The organism is Leptolyngbya sp. O-77, assembly GCF_001548395.1.
Classification (GTDB): Bacteria; Cyanobacteriota; Cyanobacteriia; order Elainellales; family Elainellaceae; genus Thermoleptolyngbya.
Window position 1 is genome coordinate 3,009,204 of the sequence record NZ_AP017367.1, and the last position, 19,407, is coordinate 3,028,610.

Below are 19,407 nucleotides of genomic sequence, written 5' to 3' on the forward strand. Positions count from 1 at the left end.
ACTAGTGGCTATCGTTTTGCAAGTAAAGCTGGATAAACATCTTGGCCGCTGCTGGGTCAATCTTTTGCAGCGCGTCGCGAATGTCCAGAATAGCGTCGCCTGCTGGGTCGGCCTGCTCGTTGATCCAGCGATGAATATTAGAGCGGGAAATGCCCATTTCTAGAGAAATTCTGTACTGCGTGATGCCATAGCTTTTGAGAACCTGCTTGAGCGCTAATCCCGCCTTACTCATGCGAATCGTGTCAGAAAAACATAACTGATAGATCCTCTTGTGGAACGCTTCTGATATGATGTAATCGATCCAGATATGGATCGATTGCTGTCCCACACAAAAGCGAAGAGCCAATGCGTTGCAGCGACTAACTTCTCCGCACTGGCTCTTGGCTCCAATTTGCAATGGAGTAGTCTTATTATGACCTATCAAGAACGGCTAAATTCCTGGCTAGTGGTGCATTTGCGTCCAGATTATCGCTGGGCGATCGCCGCTCGGTTTCATCGTCGCTCAGATGCCGACGGCTATGCTCAGTTGTTGCGGCAAAGGAGTCCAGGAGCCTTGTTCTGGGTCGTCTTTGACTCCACAAGTAGACAAAAAATTGGACAAACAGACCCACTCTCCAGCCCGCCAGCGCTCCGTCGCCTCAATCCTGACTTGCTAAAACCCTAGTTCTACAGACCAGGTTCCACAAACCCTACGGCACAATTAGCACCGGACAGGGCGACAGGTTAATCACGCGGTTGGTCACGCTGTCGGCGGCTCCCTCGTCCGTCAGTCCTAGCCCCCGACAGCCCATGATGATCAGATTTGCGCCGATCTCGTCGGCTACATCGCAAATGGTAAAGGCAGGTTTGCCCGCCCGTTCCATAACCTCCGCATCGAGGCCTTGCTCAGTGAAAAGGGCTTTGGCATTTTGGAGCAATTCGGCGATCGCCTCTGGAGAAGTCATCTCCAAATCGGCGGCCGTAGGAGCTTTTTCTTCATCTAGCGATTCCACGACCGACAAAATCACCAGGCGACTGCCGTAGGTTTTGACGACATTGGCTACCACGTCGGCGGCTTCGCGAGACTCGCGGCTTTGATCGACCGGAAACAAAACGGTTTTAAACATAACACGCCTCACAGGGACGCAGAGTTCGGTAGAGTGATGGGTGGTGTGGAGAAACGTCAGCGAGCTGACAGAGCAAGGGCGATCGCGCCAGTGGATGTTGCCTAGATGAGGCTATAAGTAAAACCTATAGACTCTCGCAGCAGTGAAAAGTTTTTGTAGAGAAAAAGTCGCGCCTAGCCCCGTTCTGTTAGCAAGCCCTGACGTTTTACAATAGGCAATAGGTAAAAAGACTTACTTGAGGGGGTATATAGCGGTGTCCAAAAAAACTCTAGCAAATTTGACTGCCGACGACCTACAGGGCAAGCGCGTCCTGGTGCGGGCTGATTTTAACGTACCGCTCGACGACCAGGGCAACATTTCTGACGATACGCGCATCCGCGCCGCCCTGCCCACCATCAACGACCTGATTGGCAAGGGTGCAAAGGTCATCCTCACCAGCCACTTTGGCCGTCCCAAGGGCGACGACTTCGCGGCTCGCGCTACGGACAAGAACCGCCTTACGCCCGTTGCTGCCCGCCTGTCGGAACTGCTGGGGCAAACCGTCGCCAAGCCGAGCGACTGCATTGGTCCAGAGGTAGAAGCCGCCGTTGCCGCCATGCAGCCCGGCCAGGTGATTTTGCTAGAGAACGTCCGCTTTCACCCCGAAGAAGAGAAAAACGACCCCGAATTTGCCAAACAGCTTGCGTCGGTGGCGGATCTGTATGTGAACGATGCCTTTGGCACGGCGCACCGGGCCCACGCTTCGACGGAAGGCGTGACCCACTATCTAAAGCCCTCCGTTGCGGGCTACCTGATTGAAAAAGAACTGCAATATCTGCAAAGCGCCATCGAGGAGCCGAAGCGTCCCCTAGCGGCGATTATCGGCGGCTCCAAGGTGTCGAGCAAAATCACCGTGATCGAGGCGCTGCTAGAGAAAGTGGACAAGCTGCTGATCGGCGGCGGCATGATCTTCACCTTCTACAAGGCGCGGGGGCTGAGCGTCGGCAAGTCGCTGGTGGAAGATGACTTTATCGAACTGGCGAAGTCGCTGGAAGCCAAGGCCAAAGAGAAGGGCGTGGCGCTGCTGCTGCCAACCGACGTGGTGGTGGCCGACAACTTCGCCCCCGATGCCAACGCCCAGACTGTTAGTGTAGAAGCCATTCCCGACGGCTGGATGGGGCTAGACATTGGCCCCGACTCGGTGAAAGTGTTCCAGGAGGCGCTGGCCGACTGCAAGACGGTGGTGTGGAACGGGCCGATGGGGGTGTTCGAGTTCGACAAGTTTGCAGCAGGGACGGAGGCGATCGCCCGCACCCTGGCCGACATCACCAAAACTGGCGCAACCACCATCATCGGCGGCGGCGACTCTGTGGCAGCGGTAGAAAAGGTGGGCGTGGCCGACCAAATGAGCCACATTTCCACAGGCGGTGGGGCCAGCCTGGAACTGCTAGAAGGCAAAGTGCTGCCAGGAATTGCGGCACTCGACGAAGCCTAGGAGCGGGGGGTGGGGGCCTGGGTCGCAAGGGGTATCGCTGCATCCTAACCCCCATCTCCCAACCCTGAATCCTAAACATCCCGGCGAGTTGCATCCGATGGAGGGCGATCGCCGGGATGTTGCTTAGGATGCGAGTGACTGGGAACGCTCGGGCCGCTAAACGCCAGCCAGCAGCGCCCCGCCCAGCCCTGCGTGGACTTCTTCTGGCGTGATTTTGCCGTCTTTGTTTTCGTCCAGTGCGTCGAACACCGCGTCGGTGCCCAGCCACTCTTCGCGGGTGATGAAGCCGTCGCCGTCTAGATCGTAGGCTTTGAACAGGTCTTCAGCGGCATGGTTTACCAGCGCTCCGCCTTCGATTTGTGCCAGCCGCTTAGCCAGCAGGGCTTCCAGGGTTTCCAGTGCTTTGGTAAAACCCTTGATGCCCTCGTCTAGCTTTTCGGAGGCCATGCGGTCTTCGGCGTGCATTTTGTCAAAGGTGGCTTTGTCGATGGTGATCTTCTCGATATCCATCGTGGCCGCCTTGGCTGGGTCGAGCTTGCGAACTAATTGCCCTTCTGTGGCTTGCAACTCAGCAAGGAGGGAAGGGGAGATTGTCAGCAAGTCACAGCCTGCCAGCTCGATGATTTCACCAATGTTGCGGAAGCTTGCGCCCATGACCTCAGTCGGATAGCCAAACTTCTTGTAGTAGTTGTAGATTTTGGTGACGGAGAGAACGCCCGGATCTTCGGCGGGTGCGTAATCCCGTCCGGTTTCTTTTTTGTACCAGTCGAGAATCCGGCCGACGAACGGCGAAATCAATGTCACGCCTGATTCGGCGCAGGCGATCGCCTGATGCAGCCCAAACAGCAGCGTCAGGTTGCAGTGGATGCCTTCTTTTTCCAGCACTTCGGCAGCTTTGATGCCTTCCCAGGTGGAGGCGATTTTGATCAAAATGCGATCGCGCGAAATGCCCGCTGCTTCATATTGGGCAATCAGTTCGCGCCCCTTGGCAATGGTGGCTTCGGTGTCGTAGGACAGGCGAGCATCCACCTCGGTCGAGACGCGCTGCGGCACAATCGCCAAAATCCGCTTGCCAAACTCCACGGCCAGCCGGTCAAACGCCAGCGTGGCCACCTGCGAGTCCGTCGCGCCAGACCCCGCATCTGCCTTAGCCTGCTTCAGCGTTTCATCCACAATTTCTTGATATTGCGGCATTTGCGCGGCCGCCGTAATCAGCGAAGGATTGGTCGTGGCATCGCGGGGTGTGAACTTTTCAATAGCCTGAATGTCGCCCGTATCCGCGACGACGACCGTCATCTCGCGCAGTTGATCGAGTAAAGTTGCCATCCGTTTCTCCCGGCAAGTTCAAAAGGGTCAGGTTGGATTTTCAAGGAATCCGTCGGTTTATCCGTCGGTTTGTGAATAGCGTCTGGTGTTGCGTCTTAGGCCGATCCTACTCCGAGATTTCTGATGGGGATTGTAGAGTACGGAAAGCCTTAATCTGCGTGTCGGAGAATTCATGCCTGAGCAGCCGCATAAACTCGGGTGAAACCCGGCGATCGCCCGTCCCCAGACCCCCGGATGCTTCCAATTCATCGCGTCGGCACTCGCCGACTTCAAGAATCGCCGCCTGATTCGCCCCGCAGCCACCGCCACAGGTTTGCCAGGCGGGTTTCCAGCCAGACGATGCTCCGATCAATCCAGTCCAACACTGCCTCCAGGGGGTGCTTTTCGTAGCGCACAAGGGTGGCGGGGGTGTCGATGTAGGGCGGGTTGGGAGAATCAGCGTCGAGGGCTGGAGGGTCGAGGGGGTGGAGGATCGGGTGGGGGATCGGGTGGGGGGGGTGAGCGGGTTAGGAACTTGGCGACTGATGGTGAGGATGACACTGTGCCCGTCGGGCATCAGGTCTGCGGTGGAGCGGGGAGGGGCGATCGCCGCTGGGTCTACAATCCGCTCCGCAGGGATGAACTCGGTCGGCAGGTCGGCATTTCGCTCATTGGCATTTCGTTCATGAGCATTTCGCTCAGCAGTTTGCCTGGCAGATTGCTCAGCATTTTGTTCATCCAGCAGGTGCAGCAAAACCTCACCAGGGGGAGCGGGGCGCAGATCGGGCGACAGGACGGGCGAGAGGGGCGTGGTTCCCGACGGGGTGGGCGCGGGATGCGGCAAGTTGGCGGGAGGGGTGAGCCGGGCGGCGGGCTGGGGAGCGGGTTCAAGTGGCGGGAAATAGACGGCTAAAGCTGCTTCCTGAAACAGATTAGCGGCGATCGCCACGGGCCCCGTCTGCACCCACGCCATGAGCTGATAAAACGCTTTCACCGGCAGCGCGGCGGTTTCTCGCGGCATCGGCACGGGCAGCATCCGCGCCAACCGGGTGCCTTGCAATGGGGCGATGCTGCGCGACGACTGGGATGATAGGGCGGCGATCGCCCCATCGGTGGACGAACTGCCCAATTCTCCAGCCACGCGGCCACTCGCCAGCCCTTGCCCCGACCGCTTGAGCCAGCGCCGCCTGGCCCGCCCGTAGTCCGCCAGTTCCCAAATGATTTGCTGTTGCAGCCAGCGCTGCTGCTGGGGCGACAGGTCGATGAGGGCGTTCGTCGTCGTCACCAGCACCAAAAGGCGACTGTCTAGCCGCGAGGCGATGCCGCCAATCTCTGCTGAAAGAGTGCCAGCGAGTGTCTGTGCAGAGGGCGATCGCAACTGAGCCGCGTCCGAGGCAGCCAGCGCCAACTCTTGGCGGAGGGTCAGCGAAACGCAGTCGTCTTCGGTCGGATCAAATGGAATCAGGTCAGCCGGAGAACGAAGGGCGATCGCCCGCGAATCTGGCGACTCTGGCGCAGCGCCCTGCTTTGTGGCAAAACCCGCCGAGCGAATGGCCCTCAGCGTTTTATGAATGGGCGCATCGACGAGCGGCGGCGAGGCGGGCAGCGCGGGCTTACCCTGGACGCTACGCTTAACATTTTCCAAAAACAGCCCCACACGCTGCGCTGCGGGCCCCATCTGCCGCCCCGCCAGCCGCATTGACTGAAACGCCACATACACCGGATACAGCACCACCTGCGCCCCCAGCGCCACGGCATTGACCGCCTGCCGCAGCCAGCGCGACGTGCGATCGCCCAAACGCAGCCGCTGCCGAGACAAATAGCTCAGCAAGCGACTTTGGAAGCGACCAGAAGCGGGCATTTGAGGGGTTAAGGGGTTGAGGATCTGAAGCTAGATGGGAAGGATTTTGCCGCGCAGATTGGCAGGGGGCTGGAGGCCGTAGCGGTGTAGCAAAGTGGGCAGGATATCGTAAAGCGTCGCGCCCTCTAGAACCTGGCCGCCCTTAGGCTGGCGCGGGTCATGGAAAATCATCAGCCCAAAGGGGGCATGATTGGCATCGTCTGGCCCGGTGTCATTATTTGTAGTGTAAAGCGAGCCGTCACCGACTGTACCCACCGAGCGCCAGGCGAGTTCGTCGAAATAGGCAATCAGGTCGGGAGCCACGCCGCGCACCTTTTGGTAAATCTGCTGGGGTTTCATGACGCGGTTGGGCATGGGCTGCCCGTCGGGAGTGGGGATGCTGGCGAGGAGATCTGCGAGGTGCGATCGCGCTTGCTCATATTCCGCCAGGGGAATCACGCCCTGCGGTTCGCGCCCCTGCACATTCATAAAAATGCGCCCATAGTAGCCGCCCGCGCCCCAGGCTTTCGTTCGGCTCCAGTCCACCTCGACCTGATCCAGCGGCAGCGGTTCCGAAGGGGGTTGCTTTAGCGTCAGATACCCCCACTTGATCAGCCACTCGTTGACGCAGATGCCGCCCATCAGCGGCCGCGCCCCGTGATCGGACACCACCAGCACGGCGGTCTCCGCGTCGCACTTGTCCAAAATTTCGCCCACGCGCCGATCGACGTGGCAGTAGTAGTCGTGGATGGCGTTGGCAAAGGGCGACCCCGGCTCGTGCTGTGGGTGGGTGGGGTCCATCGGCTTCCAGAAGGAGTGGTGGATGCGATCAACGCCCATGTCTACCAGCATTAGGAAATCGGGCTGGTCACGTTCGATCAGCTTTTCTGCCAGGTCAAACCGCTGGTTGCAGAGGTCGTAGATGTTTTGGAGGATTCGCGCCTTCTCCTCAGAGCGAAATTCCGGCACGTCTAGCAAAAAGTCGGGCATCCACTCATTGATCTGCGCGGCCAGCTCCGGCGGGTGCGTGTAGGGCACGTCGCGGCTGGGCGTGAGGAAGCAGGACACGAGGGAGCCATTCACCGGGTAGGGCGGCGAGGTGCCGGGAACGCTGAGCGCGGCGACTGTCCAGCCTGCGTCGCCGAGCAAGTCCCACAGGCGCGGAACCTTGACCGCTCGACCATCGGCGATCGCCATCTTGCCATAGCTCCGATCCGCCCGGTTGCGAAATCCATAGATCCCCAGTTCTCCCGGATCGCGCCCGCTCATCATGCAGCTCCAGGCGGGAACGGTGATGGCAGGAATGCTGCTCTCCATGCGTCCATAGCTGCCCGCCGCCATCAGCCGCGACAGGTTGGGCAAATCTGCTCGCCAGCGGTCAAACACCAGCGATGGCTCCATGCAGTCGAGGCCGATGATCAGAAGGCGGGGTTTGGGGGTAGGCATGGGCAGCAGGGAAACGAGAGAACGGGTTGGGGGAACGGGATGTGCGCCAATCGTCGTCACCCCGAAATACCTTTTCACTCTATCGCCTCAGCGCATGGATGACCCTCTCGAAAAAGATCCTCTGCAACACTGCCATCACGCTCGGCAATAGCGCATTCCGGGCAGTTGCGAGACGACACCCAGCATTTCTAGCTCCAGCAGGGCGGCGAGGAGGCTGCTGGTGTCGAGTTGGGTGGTTTGTACCAGGGTGTCGAGGGCGATCGCCTCTGGTGGCATGGGTGGAATCGCCTGAAAAATCGGCACTAGGCGGGGCGGTAGGTCTGGTGTGGGAGGTGCAGCCAGAGATGGCGTTGGTGCGGCCCGGCCCGGCATCGCATCCAATGGCGGAATTGCGCCAAGAGCTTCTAGCAGCGGAGTTTCGCCGAAAATGATCTGTGCGCCACCTGCAATTAGCTCCAAGCAGCCGCGAGACTGGGGATTGTCGAGAGAGCCAGGGAGGGCGTAGACCTCGCGGCCATAGTCGTTGGCGACGCGGGCGGTGATCAGCGCTCCCGATTTGGAGCCTGCTTCGATCACTAGGGTGGCGCGGCAGAGTCCGGCGATGATGCGGTTGCGGCTGGGGAAGTGGGTGCGGTCGGGGCCGGTGCCCCGGGGATATTCGCTGAGGATCAGCCCTTTGCGGTCGATCTGTTGGGCGAGGGCGCGGTTGCTGGTGGGATAGACGCGGTTGACCCCGGTGCCCAGGACGGCGATCGTGCGGCCGCCTGCGTCGAGGCAGGCCTGATGGGCGATCGCATCGATGCCTTCCGCCAGCCCGGAGACGATGGTGAATCCGGCCTGCACTAGCGCTTCTACCAAGCGGTATGTCCACTGTTTGCCATAGCTGGAAGGGTTGCGGGTTCCCACGATCGCCACTAGACCGACTTCACCGCGATTTTCTGCCAGCGCTACTTGCCCGCGATAGTAGAGCAGTGGCGGCGGGTCGGGGATTTCTGCCAGCAGGCGCGGATAGTCGGCATCGGCGGGTGTCCAAATGTCGGGATTGTCGCGCTGATGTTCTGCAAATAGGGTTTCAGGGTTGAGGGAAGAACGGGCTGCGGCGATCGCCCGCGCCGTCGCTTGGCCAATGCCCTCTACGGCTTCCAGGTCTGAAATGTTAGCCTCCCAGGCCGCAGACAGCAACCCAAAGTGCCGATAGATCCGCATCAGCAGCGTCGGGCCCACGCCCGTAATCTGGCTCCATGCCAGCCAGTAGGCTTGTTCGTCAGTCAAGGTTGGGGATTGGGGGTTGGGAGTTAAGGGGTTCGAGACAGAGCTGGACGCAGCGCCAACGCCTGCTCCCTGAAATTTGTTCCTTCACTCCCAGTATTCCCCCTCAGATGCATGAGGACTCAGGTTCAAGCGCAGGCCGCCAGAATTTCATCGTCCAGGGAGAAGTCGATCTCGGCTTTGTCGCGGCCGCTGACGAGGTAGTCGTTTTGGAACGAGTCGGCAAGACCGGAAACTAAGTCAAACTGAGGCTGCCAGCCTAGCTCGGTTTTGGCTTTGTGGATGTCGGTGAAAAAGTGCTGCACGCGCATGGGAAAGGCTTTGCGCTTGCCAAAGTCGAATTTTTTGGGGTCGTAATGGACGATGCTGAGGCTGCTGGGGTCTTTGCCAGCGGCGGCAGCGCAGGCGCGGGCCAGCCCGTCGAAGGTGACGGCGCGATCGCCCGACACGTTATAAATCTGCCCAATCGCCCGGTCGTTTCCTAACACAGCCGCCATCGCCGCTGCCAAATCCTGGCAATGTCCAAACTGGGTCAGGGCCATGCCGTTGCCGGGAATGGGAACGGGGCGATCGCGCACAATACGGTCAAAGAACCAGGCTTCTAAGTCGTTGTAGTTTTGCGGGCCATAGATGTAGACCGGGCGGATGGAGGTGAAGGGAACGCCGGACTCGGCCAGGTAAGCTTCGGTTTCAAACTTGCCTTTGTGACGGCTGTTGGGATCGACCGCATCGCCTTCGACGTGGGGCATCTGGTCAGATTTGAGATAAACTCCGGCCGAGCTAACGTAGACAAAATGCTGGATTCGCCCGTTGAAAATATCCACCAGGGGCTGGGTGTCGCTGAGTTCGCGGCCGTTGTTGTCGAACACGGCGTCGAAGGATTCGCCGGAGAGGCTGGTTTTGAGCTGGAGCGGGTCGGTGCGATCGCCCGTGATCTGCCGGATGCCCGGGACGGGTGTGGGTTTGTTGCCCCGGTTAAACAGCACGACTTCGTGGCCCTGCGCCACGAGCAGTTTCGTCAGGTACACGCCAATAAACCGGGTTCCGCCCATCACCAACACGCGCATGTGTCGCCCTCTCAACCTGCGATTGCAAACTGTGCTTTTCGATCCTATGACGGAATGAGGACAGTAAACCTCGATCCGAGCCAACAGCCTTGGGGGATATCCCCCAAACCCCCTTTTGCAGGGGACGAAGCGTCCCCCACACCCCCTCCTAAGGGGTTGCTGGTGGGTCTGAAAGGTTTTGGTGCGTGCGACTGGCTGGTTGGCTTGACGTGGCTCAGTTTGTGGGTCTGTATTCTTATTGGTTTCAGGGTTGTTTCAGGGTTGTCTGAGGGTTGTCTGGATCGGCAGGCTGTTGCTTAGAAGCTTGTGAACTGGGCAGCGATCGCCAATTTCTTTCATTCGCTGGCGCTGTTCGTCGGTGAGGTCGCCTTCGAGGGTCAGCAGCGCGTGAACCCGGTTGCCGTCGGGCGTTTTCTCTAGCGTGATATCGACAGAGATTTTCTCGACGGGCCAGCCTTTGCGCTCGGCGTACATCTGGATGGTCATGGTTTTGCACGCGCCTAGCCCTGCCAGGACGTATTCGGTCGGGGTGGGGCCGGTGTCTGCGCCACCGACTTCGATGGGTTCATCGGCGGCAAACTGGAACTGGCGAATGCCGATCTGCTGCTGATAGTGAGATCCGGTGGAAGACACCCGAATGGGCAGCATGGGGAGGCTCCTGGGGGGCGATTTTGGATTTTAGATTGGGGATTTTTGGGATTTTGGAGGACTCATTCGGGGGCTTGCAAGGCTCACAGTTGGAGAAACTGGAGCGGGTTGCTCATGGTTTCGGCGAAGCCCAAAATGGCGCGATCGCGATGTTCGTAGAGTAGTTCGCCCTGAGCGTCGAACAAAAACGTTGCGCCGCGCTGGGTGAGATAGGCGGCATCGGGCACGTAGGTCTTCCAGTGGCGCAGCACTTCGCCCATGTTTCGCAGGCGCAGGGTGGCTAGCTCGAACGGGCGCTGGAAGCCGCGACCGCCTGCCCAGCGAAAGAAGGAACCTTTGAGGGGTGGTAAGGGAAACGCCTGAATTTCTTCGTCGTCGGCAATGAGCTGGGGCGCAGTGCGATCGCCCCGATAGCCGCGAAACACCTCCGCCAGCGTGCCTGGACTGCCGATCCCCGCGCACATCAGCATCAGGTTGAGCCAGCTATTTTGCCCTGGCGAGAGTCCGGGCAGCTTGAGAGACAGTCCACGATACAATCCCAGCGCTTGGTGTAGCGATGCGTTGGGATCGACAAAGAGATGCTCCGACGGAAAGCCCGTGTAGTCGCAGAACTTTTGCCCTGATGGGCGATCGCCAATGCCGACGGCCCGTACCGCGATTCCCGCCGCCTGAAGCTGCGCCGCCTGCCGCTGAATCCACCAGGCATATTCCAGACTGTCAAAGTCGCCCAGTTGCGACCAGATTAGCACTAGGACTTGCGAGGCAGCGTCACAACCTGCCAGGAGCGGGGCGATCGCCCCATCGCTGACTCGCTCGCGGGTCGTTTGAGCCAGCAGGGAGTAGGGATTCATCAAGCGTCAGAATTTGGCTTCAGAATTTGGCAATTTAACTCTAGCAGCGCATTTCTGCTGAATCTGTCAGAGTCAATCCGCTGCCAATCTCTGAAACCACTCTCCGATCTGAAAACTAAGCAGAACGCTGAGAGATAGGGTCAGGATGCGCGTCGGTCAGACTGTGCGAAGCTGAATGCGCCTAAGGTCAATTGTCCATCAAAGGTGTAGAAGGTGACGCGGGAAATCCGGCGGGCCGTCAGCGTCATCTCCAAATTCGGCGTTTGGCTGGAGTCGGAGCCTGCCAGGTTGGCGGCTGGGGTCTGGGCTTGGGCAACGGGACGGTTGTGTTCGTCAAACGCTGCCATCACGGTCGGGCGAGAGCTGGTAATGTGTCCGCTGACGCGCTGCACGGGCTGGTCAAAGGTCGCCTCTAGCCAGCCCCCCTTAGGACAACCCATCAGCACGAGCTGCCCACTGTGGGACGGAAAGGCTGGATTGGAGGGCACAAGGGCGATCGCATTGGCAAACGTCACCCCCAAATGGCGAAACTGGGTATCCACCGTCTCAAAGGTTTGCAGTTCGTCGAAATCTAGCTCAACGTCCAGGGCTTCGTGAACGGCGGGCGATCGCGCAGCAGCTAGCTCCGAACCAGCAGCTACGCCTAGCGAACGAGCCTCAAACGTAGCACAGGGCACAGGCTCAGAAAAGCTCGTTTCGATTAGCTCAGTTTCTGGTCTAGCGTCCATTTCACCTTCGGCTTCCAATGCAGCAAGCGCAGCCTGCAAGGAAGGTGAGGGGGCAACCGGAACATCAGGATACTCTGCCATAGACTTCTTCCCTGAAGAATTTTCTCGTTTACTCGGTCGAAAATGCTGCCGAAGCAAAGGGGCAATGAAATCAGGTCGCTCAAGCAGACTCACGAACACTCAACGAACAGGAAGCTATCCCCACACCCAGTTACGAGGCTTAGATACAAGGCTTAGACAGAAGTCGTGAACGTTTAACCAACACTCCCAAAAACGCTGCTAGGTTTATAGCTAACACGTTACAAAGCTCAGAATAGATTTTCTTTTCTCAGTCACTTCATAAACTCAGGTTTAGAATCCTGCCTAGTATGAAGCCAGCATAAACTCCGACTATGAGCAAAATCTAAACTTTAGGTTCAAACAATTCTGGACAAGCAAAATCTAACCCACCCTTACCTAGCCATCCTGAAAAACCGTTAAGTATCCGCAAGTAAATCAGCAACTTCATAAAGGCTTTAAATTTGGTAAAGCTAGTTCATGATTTCTTTACACATACCATCGGATACTCGGCGGGATTTCGTCAACAGGGGTCGCAGCCATCTTAGCAGTCACCTAGGTTCTCGCCCCCTTCCGTGATTTCTCTAGCCTCAGCATCTTCTTCAATTCTCAAACATTCGTCACCGAGATTACGTATCTTAGGGATCTTTAGGTCTATTTGTTCCTGTCCTCAGCCATTCATCTAGTCATTCCGCCACATCTCCTAGTCAATTTTCCCAAGCTCATGCCAAGCTTTTTTTACATTGCTGCGATCGCCTCCACCTTGCTCCTGCTGGAGGGCTGTTGCTGGGATAGTGCTTCTCGTTCTCGCAGTCCTGAAAATCTTGTTCAGAATCTTGCTCTGACCCCTGTTTTGTCTTCTGACACTGCCATGACCGATTCCCAAACCCTGGCCCAATCTGACGCGGAGCTTTCCTTTGACCAGGCTTCCGATTTTTCCGAAGGGCTGGCGATGGTGCGCCAGGGCGATCGCCTGTTGTTTATCGACCTGACGGGTAACGTGGCGATCGCCGTCGATCCCAACATGGACGGGGCCGCCGACTTTTCCGAAGACCTGGCGCTGGTCAAGGCAAACGGGGTCTATGGCTATATGAACCGGGCTGGCGAAGTCATTATTCCGCCGCAATATCTGGGTGCAGCTTCTTTTTCAGGCGGGCTGGCGGCGATTCGCTCTGGCACTCGCTACGGCTATATCAATCCTGCTGGAGAATTAGCAATCGAGCCACAATTTAGCCTGGCAGGGAGCTTTGCCGAAGGGCTGGCAGCGGTCAAGCTGGGCGAGCGCTATGGATTTATCGCGCCGACGGGAAAACTGGTCATCGATCCCCAGTTTGAAGATGCGTGGCGACTGTCTCAAGGGCGGGCAGCAGTGCGGCAGGGCGGTCGCTGGGGCTATATTGACCCCGCAGGAACAGTCGTCATCGAGCCACAGTTTGACGGGGCGTTTCGATTTATGGACGGGCGGGCGCGGGTTCGGCAGGGTGGCGACTGGGGCTTTATCGACTTGCAAGGAAATCGGGCGATCGCCCCCCAGTTTAGCTTTGCATCAGATTTTGCCGAAGGGCGGGCGGCGGTGCTGGTGGGCGCGAAGTGGGGCTACATCGACCGCCAAGGACAAATGGCGATCGCCCCTCAGTTTGACTATGCCGCCGACTTTTCGGAAGGGCTGGCCGCCGTCAAACAGGGCGATCGCTACGGCTACATCGACCCCTCCGGAGCCTGGATCATCGACCCCCAATTCGACGATGCTGCTGCCTTTTCGGAAGGCTGGGCCCGCGTCAAGCTCGGCAACCAGTGGCGCTACGTCAACCGCCAGGGACAGTTCCTCAAAGCCTTAAGGCTGATACCTTAGAGATTTTGCAGAGGTTTTGCCGCACTCGTTCCAGACGTGACAATCCATTGCAAACTCTTTTCAAGACTTGGGCCAGCCTGCCAGTCTATTAGTCACACTTTTGTCTCAACATTTGGTAAACCCCTGCTATGAATCCCACGGTGATTAAGTTCTCCTCCGAAGACTGCGGACTTTGCCACAAAATGTCGTTCTATGACCAGAAGGTGGCAACGGAACTGGGGCTGGCATTTGTCGATGTGAAAATGCAAGACACTGCCACCTACCGCAAATACCGCAAGATCCTCCTGGCACAATATCCCGATAAGGAAGGCATGGGCTGGCCAACCTACATTATTTGCCAGGAGCCTGAAGGCGAGTTCAAAATCTTGGGCGAAGTCAAAGGCGCACATCCCAAGGGCGAATTTCGAGAACGGCTCCAGGAGATTGTGGCGGCGGCAGCGACCTGAACCGGCCAAACCGCGACCGGCTGGACAATCCGCAGCAGGATGGTCGAACCCAACCGAATCATCCCCTAGATGGGAATACTTGAGGTAACTTAGATAAGGGCTTTCACGCCCTCTATCGCGCCCTCCATATCGAGCGTTTTCAGCAAGCGCTTCCAGCGACTTCTACCCCTGCACCTCCGGATTTAATGAACATTCTCACCGACCTCCTCCCGCAAGCCATCAACTCGCCCCGCGTCCGCAAGCAAAGCCGCAGCGTCGAAATCAAGTCCGCCCGTGAAATCGAAATCATGCGGCAGGCGGCGCGGATTGTGGCGACGGTGCTGAAGGAAATTTCGGAAATGGTGCAGCCGGGGATGACAACGGCCGACCTGGATGCCTATGCCGAAAAGCGCATTCGGGAAATGGGCGCAACGCCTAGCTTCAAGGGCTATCACGGGTTTCCAGGATCGATTTGTGCCTGCATTAACAACGAAGTTGTGCATGGCATTCCCAGCCGCCGCAAGACGATCCGCCAGGGCGACGTGCTGAAGGTGGATACGGGCGCATATTTTGAAGGCTATCACGGCGATTCTTGCATCACGATTGGGGTGGGCAAGGTGTCGCCTGCCGCCGAAAAGCTGATCCGCGTGGCTGAAGAAGCCCTCTACAAAGGCATTGAGCAAGTCAAAGCTGGGGCCTTTTTGCTCGACATGGCGGGCGCGATTGAAGATCATGTCAAGGCCAATGGCTTTAGCGTGGTGGAAGATTACACGGGGCACGGCGTGGGGCGAAACCTACACGAAGAGCCATCAGTGTTTAATTTCCGCACGCACCAGATGCCGAATGTGAAGCTGCGGGCCGGCATGACGCTGGCAATCGAGCCGATTGTGAACGCGGGGTCGAAGCTGACGCGGGTGCTGGGCGATCGCTGGACGGTGGTAACGTGCGATCGCGCTCTGTCTGCTCAGTTTGAGCATACGGTGCTGGTGACGGAAACAGGCTACGAAATCCTGACCGACCGCAATTTAGTGTAGCGCCGCAGTTGACTGGACGGCAGCGCTTGCCGCGCCTAAGACAAACAATCAAGACAAACAATCAGCTAAACATGGAAAAAAAGCCCTGGCATGACCGGGGCTTTCTCATAATCGAGCGTGATCTTAAAACTAGCCGCCAAGACTGCGCCAGTCTACGTTCACATCTTCTAAAATCAGCGAGGAGTTGTAAATCTGCAAAATAATCAGCAGAAATACGAGAAACAGCACCATGAAAACTCCCATCAGCGGGGTTGTGCCCCAACCGGGAGCCACCTTACCGTATTCGGAATTCAAGGGGCGAAGGATATCTCCCAAGCGAGTGCGTTGTGCCATGGGTTACCTGCAAGCAATCGTTAAATTTAACTTTATGTAATATTCTAGGGGAATGTGACTCATAAATTAGATCGACTCATGGACTCTGCAACAGTTCTTAGTATTTCCGTTACCGCGATCCTGATCGGCATCACCGGAGCCGCGATCTATACCTCCTTTGGCCCGCCGTCTAAGCAGTTAGACGACCCCTTTGAAGACCATGAAGATTAGGGCTTGGGCGCAGGCTGGAGCGTCAGACGGAGGGTAAGAACCTGCCACGGCTGGAGGGCGATCGCCCCCTCGGCATTTTTTACAGTGTCCGCAGTTTCGAGCAAGTTTCCGAGTGAAACGCGGGCAACCTGGGCGATCGCTCTACTCTCAGAAACGCCCTCCTCAGCAAAGCGAATTTCTCCCGCCTTTCCCTGCGACTCGTAGCACCGCAAAATCCACTCACCAGAGCCGTCCTCTGCTGGCTTGAAAGCGCTGACTATGGCAGAGCCTGTATCCAGGTGGATCAATGAGGCACGCGGCGGCAAGACAGGTAGCGACGACGCAGCAGCCGGGTCAACCACGCGCACCCGCAGCGGCTGGTTTTGCTCGTAGCCCCGCCGAACGGTTCCGGCAGTTTGCCAGTCGCCTGCGTGGACATACAGCGCGTAGGTAAATTCATGATGCCCTACATCGGCGGCGGGGTTTGGCCAGGCTGCCCCGCGCAGCAGCGTCAGGCGAATCTGGCTGGGGCGGCTGTCGTAGCCGTGCTTGCCGTTGCTGAGTAGACTCACACCATAAACTGAGTCGTTCAACGGATCTGAATTTGTCAGGTCGGCCCAGCGTAGAGCGGGCACTTCCCACTGCGCCGCCTCGACGGGATTTTGGGGCTGAGTGGGCCGCCGAATTGCACCGCCAGGAATTTCACAAGTCAGGAAATCAGCCGTCAGGTTGAGCGGAAACGCTGCTTTCACTAAGACATGGCGCTCTTGCCAATCGACCGATGTATGAACTTGCAGCAGGGGCGACCCAGCCTGTAACTCGTAGCGCTGGCGAAATGTAGACCGACCGAGCGATCGCACGACTTCCACCATCTGGGCGATCGCCCCATTGTTCACCCAGCGAATCGCCTCAAGCTGCGGCGGCGGCAAGGGATAGCTTTCGTAAGCCGGGTCGATATTCCAGGCATCCCAATATTGCCCACCATCTTGAAACGCCTGAAGCTGATTGCCCGGCCCCGCCAGCACCTCCCGCTGCTGCGCCTTATCGAACACGCTAGCCAGATTGCCCGTAGCCGGGTCAACTGTCACCCGCAGCCGCTCATTTTCCAGCACAAACGGCTCTGGCGGCTGCGGCAGCACCTCTGGTAAAGATTCCGGCTCAGCGGGCAACAGCCAAAAGCAGGCATAGCCCAGCGCCGGAATGCTTTCGGCTCGAAATGCGATGTCCCAATCAATCGTTCCGTCCCGTTCAGTCGGCACAAGCTGGGTGGCGATTGCCCGTCCATCCAGCCCATAAACTTTCCAGCCGATTTTAGATTTTCGATCTTGCCCAAAATCCAAAATCCCAAAATCTAAAATCCCAGACACTCTCACCACTTCCGAGCGCATCCAGCTCAGCGGATTAAACACCAGCACCGCCTTTGCCTGGGGATGGGGCGGGGGCGGCAGAGCGACGCGATGGGCAATCGCCCCCAACGCTTTGTCAATCAAACCCCCAGCGCAACTCGCCGCCGCCGCCCACTCCCGATCGGCATCCATGTACACTTCAGGAATCGCCGACCCCGGCAAAATGTCGTGAAACTGGTTGAACAACACCTTTTTCCAGGCAGCTTCCAGATCTGCCGCCGGATACGGCATTCCCAGCGCCAACGTCGCCATCGAAGCCCACAGCTCCGCCTCATACAGCGCCTCCTCGCAGCGGCGATTCCACCATTTCTGGTCGGCATGAGTGGTGTAGCAGCCCCGGTGGAATTCGAGGTAGAGGTCGGTTTGCCAGAGGGGGTGTTGGGGTGACGGGGTGACGGGGTGACGGGGTGACGGGGTGTTGGGAAGCTCGTCCCCTAATCTAATCATCTCCTCATCACTCCAATACTCCATCACTCCAACACTCCCTGACCCCTGACCCCTGACCCCTTCCAAATAGGCCTGCGCGGTGGAGAACTGGAGCCGGGGGAAGACGGGCGATCGCCCCCAGCGCCGGGCCAGGTGCAGCATATCGCGGGTGGGGCCGCCGCCGTGGTCGCCCACGCCGATGAGCCAGAGGGCGTGGGGATAGCCCGTTTTTTGCTCAAACTGGGTGGCGTAGCGGGCCATTTTGAGGGGGTCGATGCCTTCGCCGATGGGCGCAGAGTGCAGACTAAAAATGCGGCTGCCGTCAGGCGCTTCCCACCAAAAGGCTTCGTGGGGAAACTCGTTGGTGTCGTTCCAGCGCAGCTTTTGGGTGACGAAAAATTCCACGTCGCCCTGGCGCAAAAACTGCGGCAACTGCCAGCAAAAGCCAAAAGTGTCGGGTAGCCAGGCGATCGCACTGACGCGCCCAAATTTCTCTTTCACATAGCGCTGGCCGTAGAGAATCTGGCGGGCGATCGACTCGGCGCTGATCAGATTGAGTTCCGGTTCTACCCATAGCCCGGCGGCCACTTCCCAGCGCCCCGCCGCCACCTGCGCCCGAATCGCGTCGAACAGTGCCGGACGATGTGCTTCGATCCAGGCATAGAGCGCGGGCGACGAGTGCGTAAAGATCAGCTCTGGAAACTCTGCCTGGAGCTGCAACACGGATTTGAAGGTGCGCTCGGCTGCGTCCCAAGTGTCTGCGACAGGCCATAGCCAGGCCAGATCCAGGTGCGCGTGTCCCAGCAGCGAAATCTGTCGCTGCCGAATCCCTTCGCCAAAGGGCAACAGCCGCTGTCGCAGGTCGCAGAGCGCCTGGTCAAAGGCGGCTCTATCGGCAAGCTGGCTCCAGTCGAACGGGGCAATTGCCTGCGCCAGGTCTGCCCATCGCTCTGGCGCAAAGGTTGTGACGTAATGCTGCACCACGTCCAGCTCATCGGCGACGAAACCTGGCTCTGGGCACGGCTCCATGCCGTAATCAGGGCGTTCGTACAGACAGCGCGATCGCACCAGCGCCCCGTCATCATGCCCCGGACTGACCAGCCGCAGCGCCACCGGAATCCGCTCTCCTGGCTGCACCTGCTCCCGCAGCACAATCCGCGCCATGCAATCAAACAGATCGCCCGCCTGCACCCACTGCCCATCTACAAAAATCTGCGCGTCCTCCGCCCACCAGGTTAGCGCCAGCCGCAGTGTCAGCCCTGCCAGCGGATATGCCTCTAGCGCATCGGGCACGACGATTTCCTGCGCCAGCCACAACACCTGCCGTCCTTTCGTCCAGGGAATATGTCCCTTGGCATTCAGCGGAATCTTGCCCCAGGTCTTCCAGGTTGCAGGGTCGAGGGCATGGCTGGGGTCGCCTGCTGTGGCACACCAATCCACCAGGCAGTTGCGCTGGGTTTGCCGACGCAGGTGATGCGCGAAGCGATCCCTACGGGAATCGCCCACCAACGACGGAGTGTAATCGGGAACATTCATAGTGGCTTGAATTCAATAAAAACCAGTCGATTAGGTTTATAAATAAAACTTTTGGGCGATTCCCTGATAGGGGATTTACTGGTAAATAGACTGGTAGACCGTATCAAAACCCGTCAAATTCAGAAGCATTTAGATTGGGGCAGGCATGGTAATCCCTACAAGAAAGCAAAAGAAAGAAAAAGAATAGTAAAACATCGCACGACAAATAGAACAATGGGCGGAACCCCTCAGTGAGTGATCCAGGTTAAACTCTGTAAAGAGTATGCAAAGCTCTATCATTTTTGCCTGATTCCCTCTATCGTCCAGTATTAGCCCCCTTGGGACGCTCGCTATAATTGGAGCCTTGCATGACCTTCAGCCATTGCAAGGCTCTCTGCAAAATTCTCCCAGACTATTAATGCTGTCTCTATTAATG

18 protein-coding genes are annotated in these 19,407 nt (G+C 58.1%); 6 read left to right on the plus strand and 12 right to left on the minus strand.

The annotated features are described in order from the left end of the window. Position 1 precedes the first annotated feature (1 nt). Positions 2 to 232, minus strand: coding sequence for a helix-turn-helix domain-containing protein (locus tag O77CONTIG1_RS12815; protein WP_068511136.1), 231 nt, complete (start codon positions 230 to 232; stop codon positions 2 to 4). Positions 233 to 412: 180 nt separating this feature from the next. Here O77CONTIG1_RS12815 and O77CONTIG1_RS12820 point away from each other — a divergent pair, with 180 nt between their 5' ends. Then, positions 413 to 664 carry a hypothetical protein gene (locus tag O77CONTIG1_RS12820; protein ID WP_068511139.1) on the plus strand — a complete coding sequence of 84 codons (252 nt, stop codon included), beginning with the start codon at positions 413 to 415 and terminating at the stop codon, positions 662 to 664. Between the two features lie 25 nt (positions 665 to 689). On the opposite strand, the gene O77CONTIG1_RS12825 is transcribed toward O77CONTIG1_RS12820, so the two are convergent. Next, complete coding sequence (locus O77CONTIG1_RS12825; protein WP_068511141.1) at positions 690 to 1,106, minus strand: universal stress protein; 417 nt, start codon at positions 1,104 to 1,106, stop codon at positions 690 to 692. A gap of 253 nt (positions 1,107 to 1,359) precedes the next feature. On the opposite strand from O77CONTIG1_RS12825, the gene O77CONTIG1_RS12830 reads away from it, so the two are divergent. Then, on the plus strand, positions 1,360 to 2,580 hold the full coding sequence (locus O77CONTIG1_RS12830; RefSeq protein ID WP_068511142.1) for a phosphoglycerate kinase: 1,221 nt from the start codon (positions 1,360 to 1,362) through the stop codon (positions 2,578 to 2,580). 156 nt (positions 2,581 to 2,736) lie between these two features. Here O77CONTIG1_RS12830 and O77CONTIG1_RS12835 read toward each other — a convergent pair whose 3' ends face one another. The 8 genes from O77CONTIG1_RS12835 to O77CONTIG1_RS12870 all read right to left on the minus strand — a co-directional run bounded on the left by O77CONTIG1_RS12835 (position 2,737) and on the right by O77CONTIG1_RS12870 (position 11,815). Then, the gene (locus O77CONTIG1_RS12835; RefSeq protein ID WP_068511144.1) at positions 2,737 to 3,906 is read right to left on the minus strand and encodes a transaldolase; all 1,170 of its coding nucleotides are present in this window, start codon (positions 3,904 to 3,906) and stop codon (positions 2,737 to 2,739) included. A 106-nt stretch (positions 3,907 to 4,012) separates the two neighbouring features. Continuing rightward, positions 4,013 to 5,746 (minus strand): hypothetical protein, encoded by a 1,734-nt coding sequence (locus tag O77CONTIG1_RS12840; protein WP_068511146.1) that lies wholly within the window; start codon positions 5,744 to 5,746, stop codon positions 4,013 to 4,015. Between the two features lie 30 nt (positions 5,747 to 5,776). Then, on the minus strand, positions 5,777 to 7,171 hold the full coding sequence (locus O77CONTIG1_RS12845; protein WP_068511148.1) for an alkaline phosphatase family protein: 1,395 nt from the start codon (positions 7,169 to 7,171) through the stop codon (positions 5,777 to 5,779). Between the two features lie 135 nt (positions 7,172 to 7,306). Beyond that, a complete protein-coding gene (dprA, locus tag O77CONTIG1_RS12850) occupies positions 7,307 to 8,443 on the minus strand; it encodes a DNA-processing protein DprA (RefSeq protein WP_068511150.1) in 1,137 nt (378 codons plus the stop codon). Between the two features lie 125 nt (positions 8,444 to 8,568). Further along, on the minus strand, positions 8,569 to 9,507 hold the full coding sequence (locus O77CONTIG1_RS12855; protein ID WP_068511152.1) for an NAD-dependent epimerase/dehydratase family protein: 939 nt from the start codon (positions 9,505 to 9,507) through the stop codon (positions 8,569 to 8,571). Positions 9,508 to 9,762: 255 nt separating this feature from the next. Continuing rightward, positions 9,763 to 10,155 (minus strand): OsmC family protein, encoded by a 393-nt coding sequence (locus O77CONTIG1_RS12860; RefSeq protein ID WP_068511154.1) that lies wholly within the window; start codon positions 10,153 to 10,155, stop codon positions 9,763 to 9,765. An 83-nt stretch (positions 10,156 to 10,238) separates the two neighbouring features. Continuing rightward, positions 10,239 to 11,006 (minus strand): peroxiredoxin-like family protein, encoded by a 768-nt coding sequence (locus O77CONTIG1_RS12865; RefSeq protein WP_068511155.1) that lies wholly within the window; start codon positions 11,004 to 11,006, stop codon positions 10,239 to 10,241. Positions 11,007 to 11,146: 140 nt separating this feature from the next. Beyond that, positions 11,147 to 11,815 (minus strand): hypothetical protein, encoded by a 669-nt coding sequence (locus O77CONTIG1_RS12870; RefSeq protein WP_068511156.1) that lies wholly within the window; start codon positions 11,813 to 11,815, stop codon positions 11,147 to 11,149. An 847-nt stretch (positions 11,816 to 12,662) separates the two neighbouring features. On the opposite strand from O77CONTIG1_RS12870, the gene O77CONTIG1_RS12875 reads away from it, so the two are divergent. From O77CONTIG1_RS12875 to map, 3 genes are all read left to right on the plus strand, one after another. Then, entirely contained in the window at positions 12,663 to 13,643 is a 981-nt protein-coding gene (locus tag O77CONTIG1_RS12875; RefSeq protein ID WP_225894572.1) for a WG repeat-containing protein, read from the plus strand. Positions 13,644 to 13,771: 128 nt separating this feature from the next. Next, the gene (locus O77CONTIG1_RS12880) at positions 13,772 to 14,089 is read left to right on the plus strand and encodes a hypothetical protein (protein ID WP_068511159.1); all 318 of its coding nucleotides are present in this window, start codon (positions 13,772 to 13,774) and stop codon (positions 14,087 to 14,089) included. 287 nt (positions 14,090 to 14,376) lie between these two features. Further along, positions 14,377 to 15,102 (plus strand): type I methionyl aminopeptidase, encoded by a 726-nt coding sequence (gene map / locus O77CONTIG1_RS12885; RefSeq protein WP_410503507.1) that lies wholly within the window; start codon positions 14,377 to 14,379, stop codon positions 15,100 to 15,102. A gap of 129 nt (positions 15,103 to 15,231) precedes the next feature. Here the strand turns inward: map and psbH are convergent, their stop codons facing one another. Further along, complete coding sequence (gene psbH, locus O77CONTIG1_RS12890; RefSeq protein WP_068511163.1) at positions 15,232 to 15,435, minus strand: photosystem II reaction center phosphoprotein PsbH; 204 nt, start codon at positions 15,433 to 15,435, stop codon at positions 15,232 to 15,234. Positions 15,436 to 15,513: 78 nt separating this feature from the next. Between psbH and psbN the strand changes: the two genes are divergently transcribed. Then, entirely contained in the window at positions 15,514 to 15,645 is a 132-nt protein-coding gene (gene psbN / locus O77CONTIG1_RS12895) for a photosystem II reaction center protein PsbN (protein ID WP_068511165.1), read from the plus strand. On the opposite strand, the gene O77CONTIG1_RS12900 is transcribed toward psbN, so the two are convergent. Then, positions 15,642 to 18,992 carry an alpha-mannosidase gene (locus tag O77CONTIG1_RS12900; protein ID WP_084782590.1) on the minus strand — a complete coding sequence of 1,117 codons (3,351 nt, stop codon included), beginning with the start codon at positions 18,990 to 18,992 and terminating at the stop codon, positions 15,642 to 15,644. The two genes, psbN and O77CONTIG1_RS12900, sit on opposite strands and share 4 nt — an antisense overlap. Positions 18,993 to 19,407 lie beyond the last annotated feature (415 nt).